At 68.3% G+C, this 23,630-nt stretch carries 18 protein-coding genes; 9 read left to right on the forward strand and 9 right to left on the reverse strand.

Annotated features, from left to right (window positions below):
- Positions 1-225: 225 nt before the first annotated feature.
- The 8 genes from OLSU_RS03370 to sufC form a co-directional block, all read right to left on the reverse strand.
- The gene (locus OLSU_RS03370) at positions 226-951 is read right to left on the reverse strand and encodes a Crp/Fnr family transcriptional regulator (RefSeq protein WP_013251549.1); all 726 of its coding nucleotides are present in this window, start codon (positions 949-951) and stop codon (positions 226-228) included.
- Between the two features lie 132 nt (positions 952-1,083).
- Complete coding sequence (locus tag OLSU_RS03375) at positions 1,084-2,526, reverse strand: glycoside hydrolase family 1 protein (RefSeq protein WP_013251550.1); 1,443 nt, start codon at positions 2,524-2,526, stop codon at positions 1,084-1,086.
- Positions 2,527-2,715: 189 nt separating this feature from the next.
- Positions 2,716-3,141, reverse strand: a complete 426-nt coding sequence (locus OLSU_RS03380) for an RrF2 family transcriptional regulator (protein WP_013251551.1) — start codon at positions 3,139-3,141, stop codon at positions 2,716-2,718.
- A gap of 4 nt (positions 3,142-3,145) precedes the next feature.
- Positions 3,146-3,682, reverse strand: a complete 537-nt coding sequence (sufU, locus tag OLSU_RS03385; RefSeq protein WP_013251552.1) for a Fe-S cluster assembly sulfur transfer protein SufU — start codon at positions 3,680-3,682, stop codon at positions 3,146-3,148.
- A complete protein-coding gene (locus tag OLSU_RS03390) occupies positions 3,675-4,943 on the reverse strand; it encodes an aminotransferase class V-fold PLP-dependent enzyme (RefSeq protein ID WP_013251553.1) in 1,269 nt (422 codons plus the stop codon). The genes sufU and OLSU_RS03390 overlap by 8 nt, the downstream gene beginning before the upstream one ends.
- Complete coding sequence (locus tag OLSU_RS03395; protein ID WP_013251554.1) at positions 4,940-6,253, reverse strand: SufB/SufD family protein; 1,314 nt, start codon at positions 6,251-6,253, stop codon at positions 4,940-4,942. Before OLSU_RS03395 ends, OLSU_RS03390 begins: the two co-directional genes overlap by 4 nt.
- On the reverse strand, positions 6,253-7,710 hold the full coding sequence (sufB, locus tag OLSU_RS03400) for a Fe-S cluster assembly protein SufB (RefSeq protein ID WP_013251555.1): 1,458 nt from the start codon (positions 7,708-7,710) through the stop codon (positions 6,253-6,255). The genes OLSU_RS03395 and sufB overlap by 1 nt, the downstream gene beginning before the upstream one ends.
- A gap of 1 nt (position 7,711) precedes the next feature.
- Complete coding sequence (sufC, locus tag OLSU_RS03405; protein ID WP_013251556.1) at positions 7,712-8,476, reverse strand: Fe-S cluster assembly ATPase SufC; 765 nt, start codon at positions 8,474-8,476, stop codon at positions 7,712-7,714.
- 283 nt (positions 8,477-8,759) lie between these two features.
- Between sufC and OLSU_RS03410 the strand changes: the two genes are divergently transcribed.
- The 6 genes from OLSU_RS03410 (at position 8,760) to OLSU_RS03435 (ending at position 15,485) form a co-directional block, all read left to right on the forward strand.
- A complete protein-coding gene (locus OLSU_RS03410) occupies positions 8,760-10,010 on the forward strand; it encodes an MFS transporter (protein WP_013251557.1) in 1,251 nt (416 codons plus the stop codon).
- A 57-nt stretch (positions 10,011-10,067) separates the two neighbouring features.
- Complete coding sequence (locus OLSU_RS03415) at positions 10,068-10,385, forward strand: Asp-tRNA(Asn)/Glu-tRNA(Gln) amidotransferase subunit GatC (RefSeq protein ID WP_013251558.1); 318 nt, start codon at positions 10,068-10,070, stop codon at positions 10,383-10,385.
- Positions 10,385-11,899 (forward strand): Asp-tRNA(Asn)/Glu-tRNA(Gln) amidotransferase subunit GatA, encoded by a 1,515-nt coding sequence (gene gatA / locus OLSU_RS03420; RefSeq protein ID WP_013251559.1) that lies wholly within the window; start codon positions 10,385-10,387, stop codon positions 11,897-11,899. The genes OLSU_RS03415 and gatA overlap by 1 nt, the downstream gene beginning before the upstream one ends.
- The gene (gene gatB, locus OLSU_RS03425) at positions 11,896-13,464 is read left to right on the forward strand and encodes an Asp-tRNA(Asn)/Glu-tRNA(Gln) amidotransferase subunit GatB (RefSeq protein WP_013251560.1); all 1,569 of its coding nucleotides are present in this window, start codon (positions 11,896-11,898) and stop codon (positions 13,462-13,464) included. Before gatA ends, gatB begins: the two co-directional genes overlap by 4 nt.
- Positions 13,465-13,830: 366 nt before the next feature.
- The gene (locus OLSU_RS03430; RefSeq protein ID WP_013251561.1) at positions 13,831-14,199 is read left to right on the forward strand and encodes an arsenate reductase family protein; all 369 of its coding nucleotides are present in this window, start codon (positions 13,831-13,833) and stop codon (positions 14,197-14,199) included.
- A gap of 92 nt (positions 14,200-14,291) precedes the next feature.
- Positions 14,292-15,485 (forward strand): Mbeg1-like protein, encoded by a 1,194-nt coding sequence (locus OLSU_RS03435; protein WP_013251562.1) that lies wholly within the window; start codon positions 14,292-14,294, stop codon positions 15,483-15,485.
- A gap of 84 nt (positions 15,486-15,569) precedes the next feature.
- Here OLSU_RS03435 and OLSU_RS03440 read toward each other — a convergent pair whose 3' ends face one another.
- Complete coding sequence (locus OLSU_RS03440; RefSeq protein ID WP_013251563.1) at positions 15,570-15,935, reverse strand: phage holin family protein; 366 nt, start codon at positions 15,933-15,935, stop codon at positions 15,570-15,572.
- Between the two features lie 299 nt (positions 15,936-16,234).
- Here OLSU_RS03440 and OLSU_RS03445 point away from each other — a divergent pair, with 299 nt between their 5' ends.
- The 3 genes from OLSU_RS03445 to OLSU_RS03455 all read left to right on the forward strand — a co-directional run bounded on the left by OLSU_RS03445 (position 16,235) and on the right by OLSU_RS03455 (position 23,619).
- Positions 16,235-16,594, forward strand: a complete 360-nt coding sequence (locus tag OLSU_RS03445; protein WP_013251564.1) for a YerC/YecD family TrpR-related protein — start codon at positions 16,235-16,237, stop codon at positions 16,592-16,594.
- A gap of 117 nt (positions 16,595-16,711) precedes the next feature.
- Positions 16,712-20,089 carry a PD-(D/E)XK nuclease family protein gene (locus OLSU_RS03450; protein WP_013251565.1) on the forward strand — a complete coding sequence of 1,126 codons (3,378 nt, stop codon included), beginning with the start codon at positions 16,712-16,714 and terminating at the stop codon, positions 20,087-20,089.
- Positions 20,089-23,619: a UvrD-helicase domain-containing protein gene (locus OLSU_RS03455; RefSeq protein ID WP_013251566.1), complete on the forward strand. Its 3,531-nt coding sequence runs from the start codon at positions 20,089-20,091 to the stop codon at positions 23,617-23,619. Before OLSU_RS03450 ends, OLSU_RS03455 begins: the two co-directional genes overlap by 1 nt.
- The last annotated feature ends 11 nt before the right edge of the window (positions 23,620-23,630 follow it).

Genomic DNA, 23,630 nt, shown 5'->3' on the forward strand with positions numbered 1-23,630 from the left:
CCGTTTGTCGCGAAGGCAGACGGTCGGCGCCGAAGCCTCGCGAGCACCGTCGGTGCTGAGGCACGGGGCATGCGAGAGGGACGTTGCCACATGGGTGGCGGCGTCCCTCCTCCGTGTGCGGTCGGGTCGCTTCGAGATGCGCCACGGAGATGCGCTGCGTGCGTTGGGGACGCGCACGGGTCCTGGAGACGCGTGCGCGCCTCAAGGACCCGTGCGGTCCAAGCGTCAGGAGTGCGGACTCTCCCGCAGCGTGAAGCGGCTGCGATCGAAGTCGAGGATGCCCTCGCCGCGCATCTTGCAGAGCTCGTTGGACATGGCAGAGCGATTGACCGAGAGGAAGTCCGCGAGCTGCTGGCGATTGAAGGGGATCGTGAACGTGGGACTGGCGGCACGGCGTGACTCGTCGGAGAGGTAGGCCAGGAGCTTCTCGCGTGTGGAGCGCTGGCTGAGGTAGGTGAGCTTGCTGTTGAGGGCCAGGTTGTGCTGGGCCACGTCGCCTACGAGGTTCTGCGTGAGCCGCACGTGGTAGGGGCAGCCCGAGCTGCACCCGACCATGATCTTGCGCGCTTTGAGCGTGAGCAAGGTGGAGGCCCTCGTCGTGACGGCCGAGACGGCGAGTGGGGTGCCCTCTGTGCAGGCGTAGGACTCGGCAAAGGTGCCGCCGGGGGCGACGGTCGTGATGATGTTGCGGTTGCCCCACCAGTCCTCGCGGATGACGTTGACGCCACCTTCGAGGAGGACGTAGACCTGCGTGGTGGTCTCGCCCTCGCGCAGCACGTACTCGCCCTCGCCAAAGCTGTGCAGGCGCGCGCCCAGGCAGGGGAGTGCCTTGGCGATCTCCTCGCCGTCCAGCCCCGCGAAGATGCGTGAGGAACTGATGGTGGGGAGGTGCTGGGGAAGCCAAGAGGGCGACTGATGTGCGGCTGTGGCCGATGTCTTCGTGACGGGCATGGATGACTCCCGGGTACGTGGCTCCTGGGGGGCGTGGCCCCTGGGTGCGTGGCATACATAGGCTGATGTAGGTCGGGGACGCAACAGTATAATGCGACTTCGACATCTCTTGCCTCGGCCAGTGGGGCAAGACTACTCCAGGCCCTCGGTCCCGTTGGACCTGATGATCCTCTGGTATGCGAAGAAGGAGTCCTTGCGCCTGCGCTCGAGGGTGCCGGTGCCGTCGTCGTGCTTGTCGACGTAGACGAAGCCGTAGCGCTTGCGCATCTCGCCGGTGCCGGCCGACACCAGGTCGATCGGCCCCCACCAGGTGTAGGCGACGAGGTCGACGCCGTCGTCGACGGCCTCGCCCATGGCCTTGACGTGACTCCTGAGGTAGGCGATGCGGTATGGGTCGTGGACGGAGCCGTCCTCGGCCACCTCGTCCCTGGCGCCCATGCCGTTCTCGACGACCATGACGGGGATCTGGTAGCGGTCCCAGATCTCGTTGAGCGAGAAGCGCAGTCCGTCGGGGTCGATCTGCCAGCCCCAGTCGGTGGACTGAAGGTAGGGGTTCTTGCCGCCGAAGGTCATGTTGCCGGCGGACTGCTCGACGCCGTGGGTGCCCACGACGTTGCTCATGTAGTAGCTGAAGGCGTAGAAGTCGATGGTCCCCTCCTCGAGGTCGTCGAGGTCCCCCGGCCCGATGTCAAGCTCGATGCCGTGGTCGCGCCAGAAGCGCCTGGCGTAGGAGGGGTAGTAGCCGCGAACCTGGACGTCGGAACAGTACCAGTTCATCTGGCGCATCTGCTGCTGGTTGAGCAGGATGTCGGCGGGATCGCAGGTGGCAGCGTAGGACAGGATGAAGCAGTCCATGTTGCCCATCCTGAGCGTGGGGTAGCTCTCGTGCGCGTAGCGGATGGCGCGGCCAGAGGCCACGAACTGGTGGTGAAGGGCCTGATAGCGGTCCTGGAAGGTGGTATGGACGCCGGACGCGGGACCCTCGTAGCCCTGGATCATGCTGGTCTCGAAGAGGTTGCCCATGTCCATGGTGCCGCAGTTGATCTCGTTGAAGGTGAGCCAGTAGGTGACCTTGCCATGATAGCGGTCGAGGATGGTCTTGGCATACCTCTCGAAGAGGCCGATGAGCTCGCGGGAGGCCCAGCCGTCGTACTTCTCGACGAGGTGGTAGGGCATCTCGTAATGGGACATGGTCACCAGGGGCTCGATGCCATGGGCGTGGCAACAGTCGAAGACCCTGTCGTAGAAGGCGAGGCCGGCCTCGTTGGGCTCGGCGTCGTCGCCGTTGGGGAAGATGCGGCTCCAGCTGATGGACATGCGGAGCATGTTGCAGCCCATCTCCGCGAACAGCGCGATGTCCTCCTCGTAGCGGTGGTAGAAGTCGATGCCGTCATGGTTGGGATAGAGCTTGTCGGGATCGATCTCGAGGGTGATCTCGCGCGGCCTCTCATAGGAGCCGCCCGTGAAGTGGTCGTCGACGGACGGACCGCGGCCGTCTGCGTCCCAGGCACCCTCGAGCTGGTTGGCGGCCGTGGCTCCGCCCCAGAAGAAGCCCTTGGGGAAAACTGCTGCCATGATGGGATCCCTTCTCGTGGGCTGGTTGGCTTGCTTGGGGCAAGCATGTCCCACGCGCCTGCGCTCAGATAAGGATATCATGTAACTGGGAACTTCTTTTCACAGGTGATCTGCCGCGCAGCGCTAGCCTCGGACAGAGGCCATGTGGCTTTGCTCGTCTCGCCGATGGCGGCGAGGAGGGTCTTGGACTTACTCGCCCGTCCCGTCCACATCTCCCACGATGTCCGCGAGCGTCCTGCTGTCCAGGAAACCTGCGGTGACCCTGCCCAGATCGCGCCATATGGTGACCGTAGGGCAGGAGTCGGCCTGCGGGCAGATCTCGTCGTTGGTGCAGTCCAGGCAGGCGACGGGTGCCAGCGAACCCTCGGCCGCGCGCAGGATCTCGCCCAGGGTGTAGTCCTCGGGGGCTCGCGTCAGGCGATAGCCGCCGCCCTTGCCGCGCAGGCTCTCGACGTAGCCGGCCTTGTGCATGCGCGATACCACCTGTTCCAGGTACTTGCGCGAGATGCCCTGCCGCTTGGAGACGTCGCCCAGCGAGACCCAGCCCTCATGCGTGGCAAGGTCGCCCATGACCCTGAGGGCGTAGCGTCCCTTTGTCGAGAACATGCTGGCCATGAGCCTAGTCCCCCTTGCCGCCGGCGGGATCCCCATGGGACTGGGAGGTGGCTGCCGGGGCCTCCGGTCCGTCCGGGGCTGCCTGGGTCTTCGGGATGGCCGCAAGGAGCATCTCCTCGAGGGTGCGCCAGGCAAGCTCCGCGCACTTCACGCGAGCGGGCATGTGGCTGATGTCCTTGAGCATGGCCGCATCCTCGAGCTGGTCCAGCTCGTCACCGTCGGTCTCCTCGCCACGAACCATCGCCATGAAGAGCCGACAGAGCCCGATGGCCTCCTCGGGCGTCTTGCCCACCATGAGGTCGCTCATCATGTCGGCCGAGGCCTGGCTGATGGCGCAGCCATGCCCCTGGTAGGCGGCTTCCTCGATGGTGCCGTCCGCAGCCATCCTGACCGAGAAGGTCAGGTCGTCTCCGCAGGAGGGGTTGATCCCCTCGTGCGTGAGGGTGGGCTCGTCCATCTGGTACTTGTAGTCGGGATGGGACACGTGGTCCATGAACGCGGGGTTGTACAGGCCGCCCGCGCCGGCGACGGGATTAGCCATGGAACACCGTCCAAACCGTTTCGAGCCCCTCGACCAGGCAGTCGATGTCGGCCTTGTCGTTGTAGAGCGCGACGGACGCACGACAGGTGCTGTCCATCGCCACGTCCAGGTAGGAGAGCAGCGGCTGGGCGCAGTGGTGCCCCGCACGGATGCAGATGCCCGAACCGTCCAGGATGGAGGCGACGTCATGCGGATGGACACCCCGCACGTTGAACGCGACCGCACCCACGTGGCGGCTGCCATCGGAGGGCCCGATCACGTCCACGAAGCCCAATGCGGACAGCGAGTCCGTGAGGTAGGAGGCCAGCGTCCGCTCGCGCTCCTCGACCCTGTCCATGCCCAGGCCCTCGAGATAGGCCAGGTCGGCGTCGAAGGCATAGACGCCTGCGGCGTCCTGGGTCCCCGCCTCGAATTTCTGGGGTACGGGAGCCCAGACGGCCTCCGTCTCGCTCACGGAGTCGATCATCTCCCCGCCCGTCAGGAAGGGCGGCATCCCATCGAGGATGGCACGCCTGCCCCACAGGATGCCGACGCCCATGGGACCCCCCATCTTGTGGGCCGAGAAGGCGAGGAGGTCGCAGCCGAGCTCGCGCACGTCGACCCTGAGGTGCGGGACGGACTGGGCCCCGTCCACCACCATGTACGCGCCCATCTCGTGGGCTCGGCGCGCAATGGCGCGGATGTCGTTCTCGACGCCGAGCACGTTGGAGACCTGGGTCACCGAGACGATCTTGGCCCTGGGACCGATCTTGCCCTCGATCTCCTTGGGGGTGATGCGGAAGTCGTCGTCCAGACGCAGGTAGACGAGCTTGGCCCCGGTGGCGGCGCAGACCTGCTGCCAGGGGATGAGGTTGGAGTGGTGCTCCATGATGGAGATGACGACCTCGTCTCCGGGCTTCAGGACCGAGCGTCCGAGGGAGCCTGCCACGAGGTTGAGGGACTCGGAGGTGTTCCGCGTGAAGACGATCTCGTCGCCTTGTGGCTGACCGGCGTCATCCGTGGCTCCGATGAAGCCGGCGATGCGCCGACGCGCGCTTTCGATGGCGGAGGTCGCCTCGACGGAGAGTCGGTAGAGGCCGCGCAGGGGATTGGCGTTCATGGTCTCGTAGAAGCCGCGCTCGGCCGCAAGCACGGCCTCGGGGCGCTGCGAGGTGGCGGCGCTGTCGAGGAAGGTGATGTCGGGGTGCTTGGCCAGCAGGGGAAAGTCCTGCCTGTAGGGGTTCTGCTCGATGCTCGCGAGCTGGGATTCGGAAAGCGTCACGACTGTCCCTCCTGAGGATCGTCGCCGTCGTGGAGGCCGTGCCCATCGCAGGGGGCGGCACTGCCTCGGAGCCCGTCGGTCAGGCCGAGCCCGTCGGCGAGGTCGTGCGCGATCTCGTCCCCCAGCACCTCCGCCGCGCGGTCCAGCGCGGCGACGAGCGAGGCGTCCTCGGGGGCATGGATCGCGGCGTCGTCGAAGATGGCGCGCGAGAAGAGCGCGACGGCCTCCCCCTCGGAGAGCCCCCGGTCGCGGAGGTAGGCGAGCTGCTCCGCGCTGACGGAGCCGATGGAGGCCCCGTGGTTTCCGGCGACGTCGTCCTCGTCGCAGAGGATGACGGGCAGCGTGCGGTTGACGACGTCGTCCCCCGTGACGAGGACGGTCTCGGCCTCGTTGCCCTTGGAGCCCTTGGCGCCGTGGACCAGATCGATGGTCTCGCGCAGGGTCTTGTGCGCGCTGTCGGCAAGGACGCCGGTCGACTGGATGTCGCAGCGCGTGTCGAGGCCGCGCTGGCGCACCATCTGGTTCACGTCCAGGCGCTCATGGCCACGTGCGACGTAGCGCAGGTCGAGCTGCAGGCGAGAAGACCTTCCACGGAGCTGTGCCTCGAAGCCCAGGGCGACCTGGCCACCGCCGAGCGCGTACTGGCGCACCTCGATCGAGGCGCCCCCGTCCGCCTCGATGCCGATGCCCTCGAGGTGGGTGCTGTCCTCACCCAGGGCGATGATCTCCACGATGCGTACCGTCGCGTTCCTCTCGGCGATGATGCGGACGAGGTTGGCGGAGTGGCGACGGGACGCCCTGGCCGCGGACACCGTGGTTGCGGTCTCGGTGTGGGTGGAACCGGCGGAGCTTGCGGCGCCAGCGGCATGCGAGACGATCGCAACGGTCGCGTGCGCGCCCTCGCGGACGAGGATGCCGGTGTCGCGCACCTCGCCCGCATCGGCGTTGGCCTCGACGAGGAGGGGCTCCTCGCGGCGTGTCCCGCGTGGCACCTCGATGTAGCGGGCGTCACCGGCGGAGGACTCCGCCCACGCTACGGCCTCGGCTCCGATGCCGGCCTCCACCTGCCGCAGGATCTGGGGGAGACGGGCTGTGACCTCGCCCCTGTGGATGGGCTGGGGCATCCGGAGGGAGGCCTCGTTGACATTCAGGTGGTTCCAGGTCTGGCTGTAGGGGACGTTGACGTGGGAAAGCGTCGTGAGGGCGCCGGGCGCCTCCAGCGTGTCGTGATCCGCGCTGGCCATCGGGGTCGGCGTCGACGTTGGTACCTGCGCCGAGGGCCGGGCCGAAGTGGTCGTGGAGTCTGCCATTAGCCGATCGCCCCTTCCATCTCGAGCTTGATCAGGTTGTTCATCTCGACGGCGTACTCGAGCGGAAGCTCCTTGGAGACGGGGTTCGCAAAGCCGTTGACGACCATGGTGCGGGCCTCCGCCTCGGAGCAGCCGCGGCTCATGAGGTAGAGGACGGTGTCATCCGAGATGCGGCCGATGGTGGCCTCGTGGCCGACCGATGCCGTGGGGTTGCGGACGTCCATGGCCGGGACGGTGTCCGAGCGGCTGATGTCATCGAGCATGAGCGACTGGCAGCTGACGTTGACGCGTGCGCGGTTTGCCTGGCGTCCGACGACGATGGAGCTGCGGAAGGTGTTGATCCCGCCGTCCTTGGAGATGGACTTGGTGTCGACGGAGGCGGTGGTGTCGGCCCCGTTCAGGATGACCTTGCAGCCGGTGTCGAGGTCCTGCGTGGCACCGGCGAAGGTGATGCCCGTGAACTCGCAGCTCGAGCGGTCGCCCGCGAGTATCGTGGTGGGGTAGAGGTAGGAGACGTGGCTTCCGAAGGAGCCGGAGACCCATTCCATCTTGGAGTCAGCGCCGATGGTCGCGCGCTTGGTGTTGAGGTTGAACATGTTCTTGGACCAGTTCTCGATGGTGGAGTAGCGCAGGCGCGCGTGGTCCTTCACGAAGAGCTCCACGGCACCGGCGTGGAGGTTGGCCTCGTAGTACTTGGGCGCGGAGCAGCCCTCGATGAAGTGCAGGTCGGAGCCGGGCTCCACGATGATGAGCGTGTGCTCGAACTGGCCGGCACCACTGGCGTTCAGGCGGAAGTAGCTCTGCAGCGGGTAGTCGAGCGTGACTCCCGCGGGGACGTAGACGAAGGAGCCGCCCGACCACACGGCATAGTGCAGCGCGGCGAACTTGTGGTCGCGCGGGGGGATGAGCGTGCCGAAGTACTCGTGGACCACGCCCTCCCACTGGGGGTCGTGCAGCGCGTCCTCGATCGTGGTGTAGACGACGCCCTGCTTGGCGACCTCCTCGCGCATGTTGTGGTACACGATCTCCGAGTCGTACTGGGCACCGACGCCTGCCAGGCTCTCGCGTTCCGCTTCGGGGATGCCCAGGCGCTCGAAGGTGTCCTTGATGTCAGCGGGGACGCTGTCCCAGTCGCGCGCCTGCTTGGTCCTGGGGCTCACGTAGGTGGAGATGTGGTCCATGTCCAAAGCCGAGGTGTCCGGACCGTAGTTGGGGGCCATCTCAAGCTCGTGGAAGAGGTCGAGGGCCCTGAGGCGCATCTCGAGCATCCAGGCGGGCTCGTCCTTCTTGGCGCTGATGGCGCGCACGATCTCTGGCGTGAGGCCGTCTGCGTAGCGCTCGTAGCCCTCCTCGCTCTTCACGAAGTCGTACAGCGAGCGGTCGACGTCCGAGACGCGGGAGCGTCCCTTCTCGTCGACGCCGGGGTCGGCGTCTGCGGTATAGCTCTTCTCGGTCACGTTAGGCCTCGTCCCTCTCGGCGGCGGCATCCTCGAAGCGACCGAAGCCGTTGGCGTCGATGTCGGCGATGAGCGAGGCGGGGCCGTCGGCCATGAGGCTGCCCCTGACCATGACATGGGTCCTGTCGACGCTGAGCCGCTCGAGGATGCGGGTGTTATGCGTGATCATGAGGAGCGCCCCGCCGCATTCGGCGCGGTAGGCCTCGATGCCACGGGAGACGACCTGCAGCGCGTCGACGTCCAGTCCCGAGTCCGTCTCGTCGAGGATGGCAAGCTTGGGCCTGAGGAGCAGGAGCTGCAGCATCTCGAGCTTCTTCTTCTCACCCCCGGAGAAGCCCACGTTGAGTTCGCGGGTCAAGAACGACTCGTCTATGTCGAGCTGCTCGGAGATCTCGGCCACGCGCCGCCGGAACTTGCGCGCGGTGACCTTGAGCTCGGGGCGCATCTGGCAGATGGTCCGCAGGAAGCTGTACAGCGGCACGCCCGGCACCTCGACCGGTGCCTGGTAGGAGAGGAAGATGCCGGCGAGCGAGCGCTTGTCGGGCGCCTTGTCGGTGATGTCCTCGCCGTCGAAGTCGATGGCGCCCTCGCTCACGTGGTAGACGGGATCGCCCATGATGACGTGGCCGAGCGTGGACTTGCCGGCGCCGTTGGGGCCCATGAGGACGTGGGTCTCGCCTGCGCCGACGGCAAGGTCGATGTCGTGGAGTATGATCTTCTCCTCGGTACCGGCGGAGAGCCCTGAGATGGTGAGCAGCTGTGACATGGTGCCTCTCTCTGTGCATGGTTCTGCAGTCGTGGAGCCACGGACGCGTTGACGCGACCCTTTCCTGAGGACGTGCGCCCGCCCCATGGCGTTATTCCTACCTACGAGGGGGGATTTTACCCCCAGCCGCGCGCTTCTTTCAACCGAACTGCGTCTACAGCAGCCGTCCATGCAGCCCTCGTGGACGGCTGCGCTGGTGGCCCTGCTATCATGGCCAGGCGAGAAGGGCGTGCTCCCGGCAGAGGACGCAGGGAGGTAGGGGCCATGGGAGGGGGGATGGTCCTTGTCGGCATCAGCGGCGCGCGCATCCGCGCAACAGGGCCACTTCGTCCGCCGCCTGGCGGCGTCCAGCCTCTTCATGCAGCTGGGCTTCCAGGCGACGTACTTCGTGGGGATCATCGGCTGTGCCACCTACGTCCTGGGCACGGACGCCCTTGGCGTGAGCGCGCTGGTCTTCGCCCTGAACGTGCTGCTGGTGGTCGGGGGCCTCGCAGCGGGACCCGCCGTCGACCGCCTCGGACCGCGCCGGACGCTCGCGGCCACGTTCGTGGCGGCAGCCGCATTGGGCGCTGCGGGCTGGCTCCTTCCCTTGGGCCTGGGACTGCTGCTCGTGGTTGCCGCCCTCCATGGGCTGCTGCTCTCTGTGGGCACCACGGCGGTGGACGCCTACCCGCGTCACCTCACTGACGATCCTGCGGTCCTGATGCGTGCCAACAGCCTCACCAACACCGCTACGGGCGTCGCCGTCATCCTGGGACCCGCCCTGGGCGCTCTCATCACCGGATTCGCATCCCAGCAGGCGGTCTTCGCTGTCCTGGCGCTCGCGCCCCTCGTCTCCCTCGTCCTTGTCGCCGGCCTTGCCGAGGGTGGGAAGCCTTCGGAGGCGCCTGGCGCCGCGCATGCCGATGCGGATCCCCGTGGTCTCCCCGCGCTCCTCTCGGATGCCCTGGAGGGGGTCCGCATCACCCTCTCCCATCCCGACCTGCGTCTCCTTTTGACCGTGGCCTTCCTGGGCTTCTTTGCGTACGGCGCCTTCGACTCGCTTGAGTCCCTGTTCTACCGCGACGTCCTTCATGCCTCGGCTGAATGGATGGGCTGGCTGTCCATGGTCGGTGGCGTGGGCGCCACCCTGGGCTCGCTTGCCGTCATGCGCGTGGGCGCCCGCAGGCTGAACGTGCGACTGATGTGCGCACTGCTGCTCGTCACGGGCGTGGGGTCCATGCTCTACGTGGGTACAGGAGACGTGCGTGTCGTCGTGGTCGGCCAGCTCGTAACGGGCCTGGGCTTTGGCGCGATGGGACCCGTGCGCACCACGCTGGTGCAGCGCGGCTGTGACGTCGCCCACGTGGGTCGCGTCATCGCGTTCATGCGCGTAGGGCTCAACAGCGCCGGCGTCCTGCCGCTTCTGGTCGCGCCGTCTCTAGCCGACGCCTTCGGCGTACAGGCGGTGCTCTTCGGGGCGTCCTCCTTCGTGGCCGTCGTGGCCGCGCTGTTTGTTGCCTTGGCGTCTCCAAGGGACGGCGGGCGCCGCTAGCCTGCGGGCCGTGCCCTATCATGGAACGCACGCAACGCTGACCGTACGGGAGGAACCATGCCCCTGACCCAAGATGACGTGGCCGGCATCGCCGACTACGCGCGCATCGCCCTCGCGGGCGAGGAGCTTGCCCAGATGACCGCCTACATGAACGAGGCCATCGAGCTCCTCGAGCCCATCCGCCAGTATGACCTCGAGGGCGTCGAGCCAACCTTCCATCCCATCGGGGAGCTCTCCAACGTGATGGGCGCCGACGTGGTGGACGACTCCGTCCGCGCCCTTCCCGTCGCCGTCGCGCTTGGCAATGCCGCGGCTACGCAGGGGCGCTACTTCCGCGTCCCCTCCATCCTCGGTGACGCGGAGGAGGATCGCTGATGACAGGACTCGACCAGCTCTCCGCAGCCCAGATCGCGGCAGGCGTCGCCGCCGGCGACTTCTCCGCCGCCGAGGTCGCGCAGGCGTCCCTCTCGGCCGTCGACGCACGCGAGCCTGAGGTCCAGGCCTTCCTCGAGATCTCCGCAGACCTCGCCCTCGCGGCTGCCCGCGAGACCGATGGCAGGCGTGCCAGGGGAGAGGGACTCGGCCCTTTGGCCGGCGTCCCCGTCGCCTTCAAGGACAACATGCATCTCGTGGGCACGCATACCACCTGCGCGTCGAGGATGCTCGAGGGCTATGGGTCCACCTTCACCGCGACCTGCGTCCAGCGCCTGCTCGACGCGGGTGCCACGCCCGTCGGCAAGGCCAACATGGACGAGTTCGCCTTCGGCTCGTCCACGGAGTCCAGCGCCTTCCACCGTACCAACAACCCCTGGGACACCGAGCGCGTGCCAGGCGGCTCCTCGGGCGGCTCGGCCGCCGCGGTGGCCGCAGGCGAGGTCACGCTCTCCCTGGGCTCGGACACGGGCGGTTCCATCCGCCAGCCGGCAAGCCTCTGCGGCGTCGTGGGCATGAAGCCCACCTACGGTGCCGTGAGCCGCTACGGAGTCGTGGCCTTCGGCTCGTCCCTCGACCAGGTGGGTCCCTTCGGACGCCGCGTCGAGGACGTCGCGCTCGCCATGAACGCGCTCGTCAGCCCTGGCCGTGACCCGCTCGACTCCACCAGTCAGGACTGCCCCGTCGACTTCCTCGAGCGACTGGAGGAACCCATCGAGGGCCGCACGGTGGGCGTCGTGCCTGCGCTCCTCGAGGCGGAGGGCCTCGCCGACGAGGTCAGACGTGGCATCGAGGTGGCCCGCGCGGCGCTCGAGGACCAGGGTGCGCGCATCGTCGAGGTGGAGCTCCCCAACATCGCCAGCGCCATCGCCGCCTATTACGTCATCGCGCCCTGCGAGGCCTTCAGCAACCTGGCCCGCTTCGACGGGGTTCGCTATGGCTACCAGGAGCAGGGCTGCGCCACGCTCGCGGAGCAGACGTCGCTCTCGCGCGCCCACGGCTTCGGCGAGGAGGCCAAGCGCCGCCAGATGCTGGGTGCCTACCTCCTCTCCAGCGGTACCTATGACAGGTACTACTATCCCGCGCAGCAGGTACGCACCCTCATCACGCAGGACTACGTCGCGGCGTACCAGCGCTGCGACGTCATCCTCATGCCGGCCAGTCCGCGCACGGCGTTCAAGTTTGGCGAGATCTCCGACCCCACGCAGATGTACGCCTCGGACATGTTCACGATCTCGAGCAACATCGCCGGCAATGGGGGCGTCTCGGTCCCGCTGGGCCTGGGCGAGGACTCGGGCCTGCCCATCTCGGCGCAGCTCCAGGGGCCGGCGTTCAGGGACCGCCAGCTGCTGAGCTTCGCCCGCGCCCTCGAGCGGGGCGTCGACGCCGGATTGGGCCTGGGCCAGGGGGCGCCTGTCGCGCCCGCCTTCGCCGGGAAGGGAGGCGATCTGCGATGAGGGGGCTCCAGGAGGTCCTGCGCGACTGGGAGGCCGTCATCGGCCTGGAGGTTCACACCGAGCTCACCACGCTCGAGACCAAGATGTTCTGCAACTGCCGCCTTTCCCATGACGACGAGCCCAACGCCAACGTGTGCCCCGTCTGCCTGGGTATGCCGGGCGCCCTGCCTGTGCCCAACCGCGAGGCCATCCGCTCGATCGTGATGGCCGGCCTTGCCACCAACTGCGAGATCAAACGCCACTCGATGTTCTACCGCAAGCACTACTTCTATCCCGACATGGCCAAGAACTTCCAGACCACGCAGGGCCCGGTCGCCTTCTGCATGCATGGCCGCCTTGACCTCGAGGTCGGGGGCGCCGGTGCCAGGGAGCGTCCTGACCTCGCCGACGCCACGGCCACGGGAGGGGGGATCCTCCGTCGGGCGGACGGCTCCTACGTGGTGCCCATACGCATCCTCCGCATACACATGGAGGAGGACGCCGCCAAGATGGTGCACGTGGGTGGCGAGGAGGGCCGCATCACCGCAGCCACCGAGTCGCTCATCGACTACAACCGCTGCGGGACGCCGCTCATCGAGCTGGTGACCGAGCCCGACCTGCGCACCCCCGAGGAGGCGCGCCTCTTCATGGAGAAGCTCCAGCAGACCTTCCGCACGCTCGGCATCTCGGACTGCTCGCTCGAGAGCGGCTCCATGCGCTGTGACGGCAACATCAGCCTGCGCCGACGTGGCGAGGCCGGGTTCGGCACCAAGACGGAGATGAAGAACATCAACTCCTTCAAGAGCCTTCACGACGCGCTCGAGTACGAGATCTGTCGCCAGGCCGAGGTCCTTGAGGAGGGTGGCATCGTCTACCAGGAGACCCGACACTGGGAGCCCTCGAGGCGCCGCACCGTGGTCATGCGCGTGAAGGAGACGGCGGACGACTACCGTCTGTTCCCCGATCCGGACCTGGCACCCTTCGACCTCACGGACGAGTTCATCGAAGCGTGTCGCAGCCGCATTCCCGAGCTGCCTGACGCCAAGCGCGACCGCTACGTGGGCGAGCTGGGTCTCAAGTGCGATGACGCGACGCAGATCGCGGGCGACCCTGCGGTGGCGGCCCTCTTCGAGGAGGCTGCCATGGCGGCGGGAGGAAAGGTCGCGAAAGGGATCACCGAGGCAAAGGTTATCTCCACCGTGGCAAACGTCGTGGTGAACCTCCTGCCTGCGTTCCAGAGCCTGACGGCGTCCCAGGTGGCGAGCATCGCCTCCCTCCTCGCCCAGGACGCCATCACCTTCGCGCAGGCCCGCGAGGTTCTCGCGGCCGTCGACGGGACGAGCGCGGACCCCGGGCGTGTGGTGGACGAGCGTGGCATGCGCCAGACCACGGACGCGTCGTCCCTCGAGCCCATCGTGGACGAGGTGCTGGGTCGGTGCGTCGACCAGGTCCAGCAGTATCGGGACGGCAACAAGAAGGTCGTCGGCTTCCTCGTGGGGCAGTGCATGAAGGCCTCCAAGGCCGCAGGCGCCAAGGGCAATCCCAAGCTCTTCAACCAGCTGCTTGCGGCTCGACTGGAGGCCTAGCGAGTGATCTTCCCGAAGTGAGTTCCGCGCTACGCGCGATGCGCTCACTTCGGGGGAGGAATCACGAAAAATCGGACGTTTTCCCAGTTGGTGATCCGGTTGCCTCGCAGAAGTGAGTACTTTCTCGCCCTGTGGGTACTCACTTTGCAGAGAGGGTGTCGGGAAAGAGAGGGTGTCGGGAAAGTACTCGCTTCGCAAGGGCGTGCCGGTGAAAGGGACCGCAGCACGAGGGGTGCCGGGAGGGAGGGGTCTCGCATTGCAAAGGCGCGGCGCGAGCTGTGAGATGATGTCCCCGCGCATACCCCATACGCCCCGCCGACCCCATACGCCCCGCCGACTGATCAAGGCGACCCAGGAGAAAGACCCATGGCAGAAGATGCGCTTCTCGTCCTTCACTATCCCCGCTGCTCCACCTGCAAGCGAGCGCTCAAGTGGCTCGACGGGCACGGCGTCGCCTACACGCCGCGCGACATCGTCGCTCAGAATCCTACGGCCGAGGAGCTGCGGCTCTGGCACTCGGGTAGCGCCCTGCCCGTCCGTCGCCTCTTCAACACGAGCGGCATGCTCTACCGCGACATGGGTCTCAAGGATCGCCTCGCCCGGATGAGCGATGAGGAGTGCTATGAGCTCCTCGCGACGAACGGCATGCTGGTGAAGCGGCCGTTGGTGGTGGGCACGGGCCTCCTTCTCGCGGGCTTCAGGGAGTGGGAGTGGGCCGATCAGCTGTTGGGGTAGTGCTTCTGGATAGCGGCGCCCCCCCGCACGAGAGGAGCGGTCCGGCAACGGCGACGGCGACGGCGGCGCCCCCCCGCACGAGAGGAGCGGTCATGGCGAACATGAACGACTACCTGTCCTGGCGTGGTGACCTCACGCTGGGGGAGCGTCCCTTCAACGACGTCGACGCCCTCGTTTTGGCGTGCCTGTCGTACCTTGATCTCAGGGGCCTGGTGCCCGGGGAGGACGCCACCGGCGTCACGGGACCCTCCCCGACACGTCCTTCCCCATCGACCGCGTCTCCCGTGAGCATCCGCGAGGCCTGCGAGGGCTTCCTCGCCCGTTATGGCGTCGAGGGGACGTCGGCGCACGTGATGTCGCTGGCAACGCTTGACGCGACGTTCGTGCGCCTGCTGGGGGAGTCCGAGCGCTTCGGGCCGCTTCTGCTCCATGACTACACGGACGTCATCGACGAGGGCCGCTCCCTGCAGTTCGCCGCGGTCCAGGTAGACCTTCCCGGGGGAGGTGTGTACGTCTCGTATCGCGGCACCGACCTGAGCCTGGTGGGCTGGCACGAGGACTTCATGCTCAGCTTCACGGTCGCGCAGGCCCAGATCCTGGCTCAGGGGTACCTGTCTCGCGCCCTGGGTCGCAGCGCAAAGGGGGCGCAGGTGTACGTGGGCGGCCACTCGAAGGGCGGCAACCTTGCCACCTATGCGGCCGCCACGCTGCCCGACGGCCAGGCCTCCCGCCTCACCCGCGTCTACAGCTTCGACGGCCCTGGCATGGCACGCGAGCTCCTTCCGCGTGGCGCCCATGACGTGCTGGGTGAGCGTTTCGTGCGCATTCAGCCAAACTTCAGTGTCGTGGGCCAGATCTTCGACCGCGGCGAGGAGCCGCGCACCTATGTGCAAAGCGGCGCGGATGGTCTGGGGCAGCACGACCCTACGAGCTGGATGCTGTCTCGCGACGGCTTCGTGGTGGCGGAGTCGCTTGCGCCAAACGCCGCCGTCTTGGGCCAGGCGATGGACCTGTGGCTGGAAGGTGTCGACCTCGGGGAGCGTGCGGAGTTCACGGACGAGCTCTTCTCCATACTCTCGGCCGGCGGGGCGACCACGCTCGAGGAGGTCGCAGGCAGCCCGCAGGGTCTGCAGAAGGTGCTGTCGGCCGCGCGTTCCGCGAGCGAGGGAACCAAGAACGTGGTGGGAAGGCTCGTCGAGGCCACCGTGACGCAGTCGGCGGCTGCCGCACGGGAAGGGGCGGTCGGCCTCGTGAGATCGGTCGTCTCGAGGTCCAGGGGCCACTAGGGCCGTGCAACGGGCGCTTGGGTTGCTGCGGGCACCCGCCACAGGCACCGGGGACCACTAGGGCCGCCGCGCAATGCCAGGCGCCTAGTCTCCCAGCCCCATCACGCCGCTCACGATGGAGCTGACGATCGAGATCACGATGGCACCGACGAACGCCGCGCCAAACGAGGAGATCGTGACACCTGCGTGGAAGACGTTGCGCGAGAGGTAGCTGGCAAGCTCGAGCATGAAGGCGTTGACCACCAGCGCGAAGATGCCAAACGAGACGATCGTGAGTGGCAGCGACAGCACCTGCATGACGGGCTTGACGGTGGCATTGACGAGCGCGAGTGCCAGCGCGCACATGATGGGGCCCAGGTAGCCCCCGCCTACGGCCTCGATGCCGGGCACGAAGGCGATGGCTGCGGCCGTGGCGATCGCTGTGGTGATCCAGGTTCCTACGAATCTCATGTCCCCTCCTGTCCGTTGTGCCTGACTATACCCGAGCTGGCGGAAGGCGTTGCACGGGACAGGACGTCGGGGTGGGGCGATGCGCTTCGGGACCGAGAGGGACGTTTCCCTTGGCTGGGCAGCCTTTCCCAGCGACACCCCGGCTGGCATGACATCCCCCGGTTGGCATACCGCCCACGGCTGGCGCGCGATACTTTAATGCGCTAAAGTCTTGGCGGTCGGGAGTGCCCTCGCGGTTCGGGGTGTCTTGGCGGTCGCAGGCACGTCGGGATGCACGTGTCCGCCGAAAGGGGGAGCGCGTGACGGTGGTAGGGGACACCAGGTTTGCAACGGGGAAGGACGGGAGGCTCACGGCCCTCGAGGTCGAGCGCCTCTTCTCGGCCATGAGTTCCCTGGCGACGCCCCAGGAGGCCCGCAGCTTCCTCTTGGACGTCTGCAGCAGGCGCGAGATCCTTGACCTGGCGCAGCGCCTTGAGGTGGCCACCATGCTGCGCGACGGCGCGTCGTACCTCAGCGTCTCCCGCTCGACCGGCGCCTCGTCCACGACCGTGAGCCGCGTCTCCAAGTGCCTGAACGGCCCCGAGGGCGGCTATCGCCTGGTGCTCTCGCGCCTGGATGGGCCCGCTCCCGGGAGCGGGCCGCAGGAGTCGCGGGAGTAGCCAGGATCTGTGGTTCCGTCGATTTGTGTCCACCGCTCGCGCTACCATGATGCGCGTGGGTGACGCGTGCGGGCGGTGGCCGCGAGCGTCGCCTTGCCGTCCTGGTCAGGGGGTCCCATGCCACTTCAGATAGTGAGAACGGATGACATGCGCCTGGTGGGCCCAGCCGTCGAGGGCGCCCTGCGCACCGCCGTCGAGCGTGTGGGCTCGGCCGTCCTGCTCGTGCCCGACCATGACGTGGCCCTGCGCGCTCGGTATGCGCTGGCAGAGTCGGACGGCCTCTCGCTGGGCGTTACCACCTCGACTCCTTCGGCGTGGGCGGAGGAGCGCTGGGAGGTGTGGGGTGACGGCACGCACATCGTGGACGCCACGTCGCGCCTGGCGCTCATGCGCACCGTGCTCCGTGCCGCGGACGAGCGCGCCTCCCTGCGGCTCCCCCCGACGTCTGGGACGCTGGACGCGCTTGCCGCGCTTGCGCAGTCCGCGCTTGCGTGGCTCCCGCTCGATGCGGCCGATCCACGGCGAACCTCCCTCACGTCAGGCGAGACGTTCGCATGCGACCTGCTCGCCGACTATCGGTCCCAGCTGGCGCCCCATGGCCTCGTGGAGCGCTGCGAGGCCATGGGGCGGCTTCCCGACCTCCTCGCAGACCAGGGCGTGCGGCCGGTGCCCCTCGTTGCCGCCGGCATGGGCCCTTCCTCCCTTGCCCTCCTGTCACTGATGGCGCGGCTCGCATCGCACGGTGACGTCACGCTCGTCGTGCGCTCGGACGGGGGCCCCGCCAGCTCCCTCGCCGAGGGCTTTGCCCGCCGGCTTGCCGAGAGGTGCTCTGACGAAGGTGCTGACGTGCGTGAGGACGTATCGCCGTCCGCCCCGGGCGCCCCCTCCGCCGCGTCGCCCGTCCCACCCCCCCCCGAGCTCCAGGCCCTGCGCCGCCTGGCGTTTCGGGGAGGCGCGGGGGGGCAGGGGACGATCGAGGCGACAGGCTCCGTCGTGCGCCTCGAGGCGACGGGTCCCCTTGCGCAGTGGGAGCTCGTGGCCGATGAGCTCGAGCGGCAGGCCCGACGGGGGGCTTGCGAGATGGTGGTCGTCGCACCCCGTCCGGACCGCTGCTGGGAGGCCTTGGCCCCCAAGCTCGCAGCGCGTGGCATGCGGGTGCGGGCATCCGTCCCCGTGGGGGTACGTGACGTCCCCGTCGCCCGTGCCTATCTCGACTTCGCCCAGGCCGTGTGCCACCTCGCGGAGCTTGCCGCAACCTGGCCCAGGCCCTGCGACGGTCCCGAGGGACCCGTCCCACAGCTGGGTGACATGTCCTGGTGGCCCCCGCGCCCGATCGTGGACTTCCTCCTGAGCGACGCGAGCGCCGTGGAAAGGGCCCAGGCATGGGCCCTCGACGCCCGTTGGCGCGCCAACCGCTCGCTCACTCCGCAGCAGGTGCTCGACACCCTGCAGAGGCAGTCGGCGACGTCCCCGCTCGTGCAGCGCGTGACGCAGCAGGTGCTTCGGGGGCGCGTAGGCTCCGGTGCGCTTGTGCTGGCCCGGGCCCTGCAGGAACGCGTAAGAGGCGACGTGCGCCGGGAAGGCTGCGGCCGCGAAGGCTACGGACGGGAGGGTCACGTGCGGGGGGGCTGCGCACGGGAAGGCAAGGGGGGTCTGGGCGCCTCTAGCGGGGGTGTCGCGTGTACCGACGCCATATCCGCGCTCGCGGCCATCCAGCAGATCGCTCGCACCCTGGGCCTGCTGGGCATATCCGCGCATTCCGAAAAGAAGTCCACCACCGTTTTCCTCACGGCTGCGGAGGTCGTGTCGCTCGTGCGCGAGCTTGCCGAGCGCCAGCAGATCCTCCGCCGCCTCTCCCTGGGGGAGAGGGACGGGGGGGCGTCGTTCGAGGGGCCTCTGCCCAATGCCGACCACCCGGTGGCCGATGGGCCCATTGTCCGGATTCTCTCGCGCGCCCAGGCCGCACAGCTCGAGACTGGCTCTGTGGACGTGCTCGCATCCTGTGGGCTCAGCTCGCTCGACTACCCGCTCGACCCCCCCGACGGCGCCGCACAGATGCTGCTCGCCAAGCTGGGGCTTGCGGATGCGAGCGACCCTCTCGAGCAGGCACGTGCCCAGTTCGGGGCGGCCGTCGCGGCGCCACGCGAGACTCTCGTCCTCGAGCGCACGCTCCACGACGGCGACGCCAAGCCGACCTATCCCGCCGTCGTCCTCACGGAGCTCCTCGCCTGCTACGGCATCACGCCGGAGGAGCGCCTGGACCCTGCGGACCCCCTCGCCCCCCGTACCCTCGGGGAATCCGAGGTGACGCGCAACCTCACTGCCCGCTCGCTCGCACCCGAGGTCAGGGGCTACTGGCAGCTGCCTCCCACGGGACGCGTCAGCGAGGGGTCTCGCAGGATGGTCGTGGTGCCTCGCGAGGGGCAGGAGGGATTCTACGAGGGACGCCCGTCACTCTCAGCATCGCAGATAGAGTCGTACCTCGAGTGTCCCTACAAATGGTTCACACTGCGCAGGCTTGGTCTGGCCGGCATCGATGCAGACTTCGGCTACCTCCAGATGGGCAGCTTCGCACACCGTGTCCTGGAGGTCTCTCACCGTCACCTCGCCCAGGAGGCGGCCATCTCCTCCGGCCTCGTCGACGCGGGGGAAAGCCCATCCGTCGACCTCGACCTCGTGCCTCAGCGGTGCATCCCGGGCTCACGCGTCACGCGGGAGAACCTCGCGCATGCGCAAGAGCTGGTCGACCTCGAGATCGACCGTCACCTCATGCACCAGCGTCAGCATGCCACCACGCTTGCGGCGCAGTCGCTCGTCCCGCACACGGCGACCGAGGAGCTGCGTCTGTCCTATCTGCGCCGTGACCTCAGGAGCACCCTGGCGTTCGAGGCCGGGCGCTTCCGGGGCTTCGAGCCACGCCGCTTCGAGCTGCGCTTTGGCGGCACGCGGCCCGACAGCGCGCACGTCACCTACGCGGGCGCCGACTTCGTGGGCAGCATCGACCGCGTCGACGTGGACGCGCACGGGCGTGCCGTGGTCGTCGACTACAAGCACAAGGGGAAGGGTGGCTTTGCGGCCGAGTATGACGTCTTCGGCGAGGGGGGCTGTCCCGCTGCCGATGCCATCGCGCTGCCCCGGCGCGTGCAGAGCCTCATCTACGCGCAGGTCGTGCGCCGCATGTTCCCCGACCTTCGTGTGGTGGGTGCCGTGTACCTCTCCACGATGGGAGCGGGCGAGGGGGACCACGAGATCGCCGGTGTCGTGGACGCAAACGCACTCGACATGGTCATGGGGCCCATCAGCGCGCCGCGTGCAGCCCGCCTTTGCGTCGGCGGTCACGGCCAGGCGACTTTCGAGGAGCTCCTCGACGTCACCGAGGAGAAGGTGGCGTCGGCGATCCAGCGCATGCTGGACGGCGACATCGAGGCGGATCCCACAGACGACAAGGCATGCAGCTGGTGTCCGGTCGTCGACTGCGAGAGGAGGCGGGGGTAGTGGCACGCAGACTCACTCCTGGACAGGCGGAGATCGTCCATACGCTCGACCGCCCGCTCTTCGTGGCGGCCGGTGCGGGCTCGGGAAAGTCGTCCACGCTCGCCGAGCGTGTGGCATGGGCCCTCACGCCCGGTTCGGGCGCAAAGGGGACGGCGTTTCTCGAGAGCCTCGACCAGGTCCTCGTCATAACCTTCACCCGCGCTGCAGCCGAGGAGATCAAGGAGAAGATACGCGCGCGCCTGCGCGAGGGCGGCCTTGCCGACCAGGCCCTCGCCGTCGACTCGGCATGGATCAGCACCATCCATGCCATGTGCTCGCGCATCCTCAGGCGCCATGCCTTCGACCTGGGCATCGATCTTGGCTTCGAGGTCCTCTCCGAGAAGGACGGGAAGCGGATGGTCGAGGAGGCCGTCGACGAGGTCCTGCGGGACGTGCGCTACGACGAGGGCTACGCCTCCCTGTTGCGCGCCTTCAGCCCGCGTGACCGACGCGGCGCGGACGCGAAGGGGACGCTCTTCGAGATGGTGGCCACGCTGCGCGCCTCCGCCGCGACCGCACTCGGGGGCTTCGATTCGATCGGCTTTCCCGGTGAGCCTGCAAGCTGCGATGACGCCCTCGGCAGCTGGCTGGACGCGGCGCGACGGGCGCTCGTGCTGGGCCAGGACGCGGGGGCGTTCGAGAGCAAGACGGGGACGGGGGAGCGTGCGAACCTGGAGCGCGGCATCAAGGCGGCGGAAGGGTTCTTCTCGCATGCCCCCTCCGCGCGCACGCCTGCACTTGCGGAGGCGACCTTAGCCCAGATCGGCAGGCCCAAGGACGCCTACCGCAAGGCGACCATGAGGGAGGTTGGTGCCGAGCTGCGCTCGGCCTTCGCGGAGCTGCGACTCTGCGTGGCCTTCGCCGGCGTCGGCCCCCTTGCCGAGCAGATCTGCGACCTTGCACGCAAGGTGGATCGCCGCTACGCGCGACGCAAGGCCGCGGCAGGCGCGCTCGACAACGACGACCTGCTCTCGCTCACGCTGGGAGCGTTTCGCGACCACCCCGAGATCGCCGCACTGTACGGCGAGAAGTTCCGCCTCGTGATGGTCGACGAGTTCCAGGACACGAACGCCCAGCAGGTGCGCATGATAGAGCTCCTGAGCGGCCGCGATGCCTGCCACCTGTGCACGGTGGGCGACGCCCAGCAGTCCATCTATCGCTTCCGTGCTGCAGACGTGCAGGTCTTCCGCGACCGGGAGAGGTTCCTTGCCGAGGGCGGGACGGGTGCGGTCGTATGCCTCGACCAGAACTTCCGCAGCCATGATGACGTGCTGCGCCTCGTGGCGTGCCTCTTGGGGAAGGGGCTCGTCCCGGGCTTCATGGATTTGAGGCCCTGGGCCGGGCGCCCCACGTCGTACGGGGCCGCGGGGCTGCCGCGCGTGAGCGTCGAGGCCGTGGTGGGGCTCTCGAGCGGGAGGCGTGGCGTGCCGGCTACCCTGCGCTCCCGTCAGCTCGCGCGTCAGATGGCCGAGAGGATAGGGGACTACGTGGCCGCAGGCCAGCGCGCCGACGACGTGGCCCTGCTGTTGGGACGCATGTCCAACCTGGGCGTCTACCTCGAGGCCCTGCGCGAGCGGGGCATAGACTGCGTGGTGAGCGGTGGCTCGACCTTCTCGGATGCGCCCGAGGTGCACGTCGTGGCTTCCCTGCTGCACGTGCTGGCCAATCCCAGGGACACGCAGGCGGGGCTCTATCCCGTGCTCGTGAGCCGCATGTTCTCTCTCACGGCCGACGACCTGTGCCTGCTCTCGACACGGCAGCAGGAGAGGGCTGACGCCCTGGCCAAGCGAGGCATCGACGTGGGCCTCTGGGACTTCGAGTTCCCGCGCGGTTGCGTGCCATCGGCACGCCTCGTCCGCGCGCGCGAGGTCCTGGGTCGGGCGATCGGGCGCCTGGGCAGCTGGGGGGTGGCCGACGTCCTTCTCTCGGCGATCCGCGAGTCGGGCTGGATCGTGCGGCTCGAGCGTGCCGGCGCAGACGGCCAGGCCCAGCTCGCGAACGTGCTCGCGGCCGTCCGCCATGTGGGCGAGCTCGCGGACGAGGCCGGGCTGGGCGTGTCCTCGGCGGCGCTGGAGTTCGATCGCTGGCTCGAGGCCGCGAAGGTGGGTCCGGCGTCGCTCGTGGGCGGCGGTGCGGGATCGGTCAAGGTCATGACCGTCCATGCGTCCAAGGGCCTGGAGTATCCCGTCGTCGCGATCAGCGAGTGCTGGGGCAACGACCGGGCCGCATCGGCGAGGGGCATCACGGCCGAGAATCGCGGGGGCACCGTGCGCGCAGCGCTCGTGCCCGAAGGCGTCACCCCCCTCGACCTGCGCACGGACGTGCCACTCGACCCCAGCGAGTGCACCACGACGATCGACTGGGCCAAGTTCCTCCATGCGGTGTCCGCAGACGGCGAGCAGGCCGAGAGGGCACGGCTGCTCTACGTGGCGATCACGCGCGCAAAGGAGGCCGTCATCCTGGGCATGGGGGTGACGCTCAGCTCCAAGGGATCCGTCTCGCCTACGTTGGCACGGGGCGTGGCCGAGGCGCTCTTCGGCGAGGCCCTGCCCGCGCCAGGCAGGCATGAGGTCCCCTACGGCGGGTCGGCCCCCGCTTCGGTGCGCGTGGTGAGCATGCGCCCCTCGGAGCAGGGCGAGCCGGTGGTGGACGACGGGGGCGCGGGTGCTGCGGAGCCCCCCCTGGCCGCCCTGGAGGACGTGGACCGTGACGCGGGGGAGCTGGCGATTGTGGACGAGGCCACCTCGGACGGCCTGCCCGAGGCGCGTCAGCATGCCGGCACCTGGTCTGCGCGCGAGGGAGTGTTCAGCTACTCGTCGGCACGTGCCCAGATGCTGGTGGGTGAGGGGGAGGGCCAGCCCGCCGAGGGGGACGTGCGTCCGTTGCCTGAAGACGCGTCCCTGGTCGGCACCCGTGGGGACGCCGGCGCGGAAGCAGATGACGGTCCCATGGCCGACACAGCCGACGCGGACAAGGCGACCAACCTGGGATCGGCCTTCCACGAGCTTGCCCAGTGCCTGGTCGAGGGCCAGGGAGCGCTTGCGCCCGGGCGCATCGAGCGGACCAAGGCGTACTGGCGCCTCTCGACGCGCCAGGGCGCACGACTCGACGCGGCACTCGCACGCTGGCAGGACTCGAAGCTGCGTCGTGAGGTCCTCTCGCATGACCTCGTCCGTGCGGAGCTGCCGTTCTTCCGTGCCGTCGATGCGCCGTACGGCAGCCATGTCGAGGGGGCGATCGACCTTGTCGCCACGGACGTGGGCTCCACGTCCGCGCTGGTCGTCGACTACAAGACCGGTGACGCGGGCCTGAGCCTCGACGAAGTTGCCGAGCGCCACCGCATGCAGGCGAACTTCTACGCCTCCGTGCTCATGGGGGAAGGGTACGAGGTTGTGACCTGCGTGTTCGTCTGCGTGGAGCGCGACGGCGAGGACGGCCAGCCACTCTCTGTGTCCTATGAGTTCGGCAACGGCGAGATGCCGAGGATGTAGCGCCCCGTCGC

This window comes from Olsenella uli DSM 7084 (assembly GCF_000143845.1).
GTDB classification, from domain to species: Bacteria; Actinomycetota; Coriobacteriia; order Coriobacteriales; family Atopobiaceae; genus Olsenella; species Olsenella uli.

Bases quoted from the DNA above. Each gene is read 5' to 3' on its own strand.
- OLSU_RS03395 (WP_013251554.1), bottom strand. From the start codon at position 6,253: ATGGCAGACTCCACGACCACTTCGGCCCGGCCCTCGGCGCAGGTACCA.
- OLSU_RS03430 (WP_013251561.1), top strand. From the start codon at position 13,831: ATGGCAGAAGATGCGCTTCTCGTCCTTCACTATCCCCGCTGCTCCACC.
- sufC (WP_013251556.1), bottom strand. From the start codon at position 8,476: ATGTCACAGCTGCTCACCATCTCAGGGCTCTCCGCCGGTACCGAGGAG.
- OLSU_RS03440 (WP_013251563.1), bottom strand. From the start codon at position 15,935: ATGAGATTCGTAGGAACCTGGATCACCACAGCGATCGCCACGGCCGCA.
- OLSU_RS03435 (WP_013251562.1), top strand. From the start codon at position 14,292: ATGGCGAACATGAACGACTACCTGTCCTGGCGTGGTGACCTCACGCTG.
- gatB (WP_013251560.1), top strand. From the start codon at position 11,896: ATGAGGGGGCTCCAGGAGGTCCTGCGCGACTGGGAGGCCGTCATCGGC.
- OLSU_RS03450 (WP_013251565.1), top strand. From the start codon at position 16,712: ATGCCACTTCAGATAGTGAGAACGGATGACATGCGCCTGGTGGGCCCA.
- OLSU_RS03380 (WP_013251551.1), bottom strand. From the start codon at position 3,141: ATGGCCAGCATGTTCTCGACAAAGGGACGCTACGCCCTCAGGGTCATG.
- OLSU_RS03415 (WP_013251558.1), top strand. From the start codon at position 10,068: ATGCCCCTGACCCAAGATGACGTGGCCGGCATCGCCGACTACGCGCGC.
- OLSU_RS03375 (WP_013251550.1), bottom strand. From the start codon at position 2,526: ATGGCAGCAGTTTTCCCCAAGGGCTTCTTCTGGGGCGGAGCCACGGCC.
- gatA (WP_013251559.1), top strand. From the start codon at position 10,385: ATGACAGGACTCGACCAGCTCTCCGCAGCCCAGATCGCGGCAGGCGTC.
- OLSU_RS03370 (WP_013251549.1), bottom strand. From the start codon at position 951: ATGCCCGTCACGAAGACATCGGCCACAGCCGCACATCAGTCGCCCTCT.
- sufU (WP_013251552.1), bottom strand. From the start codon at position 3,682: ATGGCTAATCCCGTCGCCGGCGCGGGCGGCCTGTACAACCCCGCGTTC.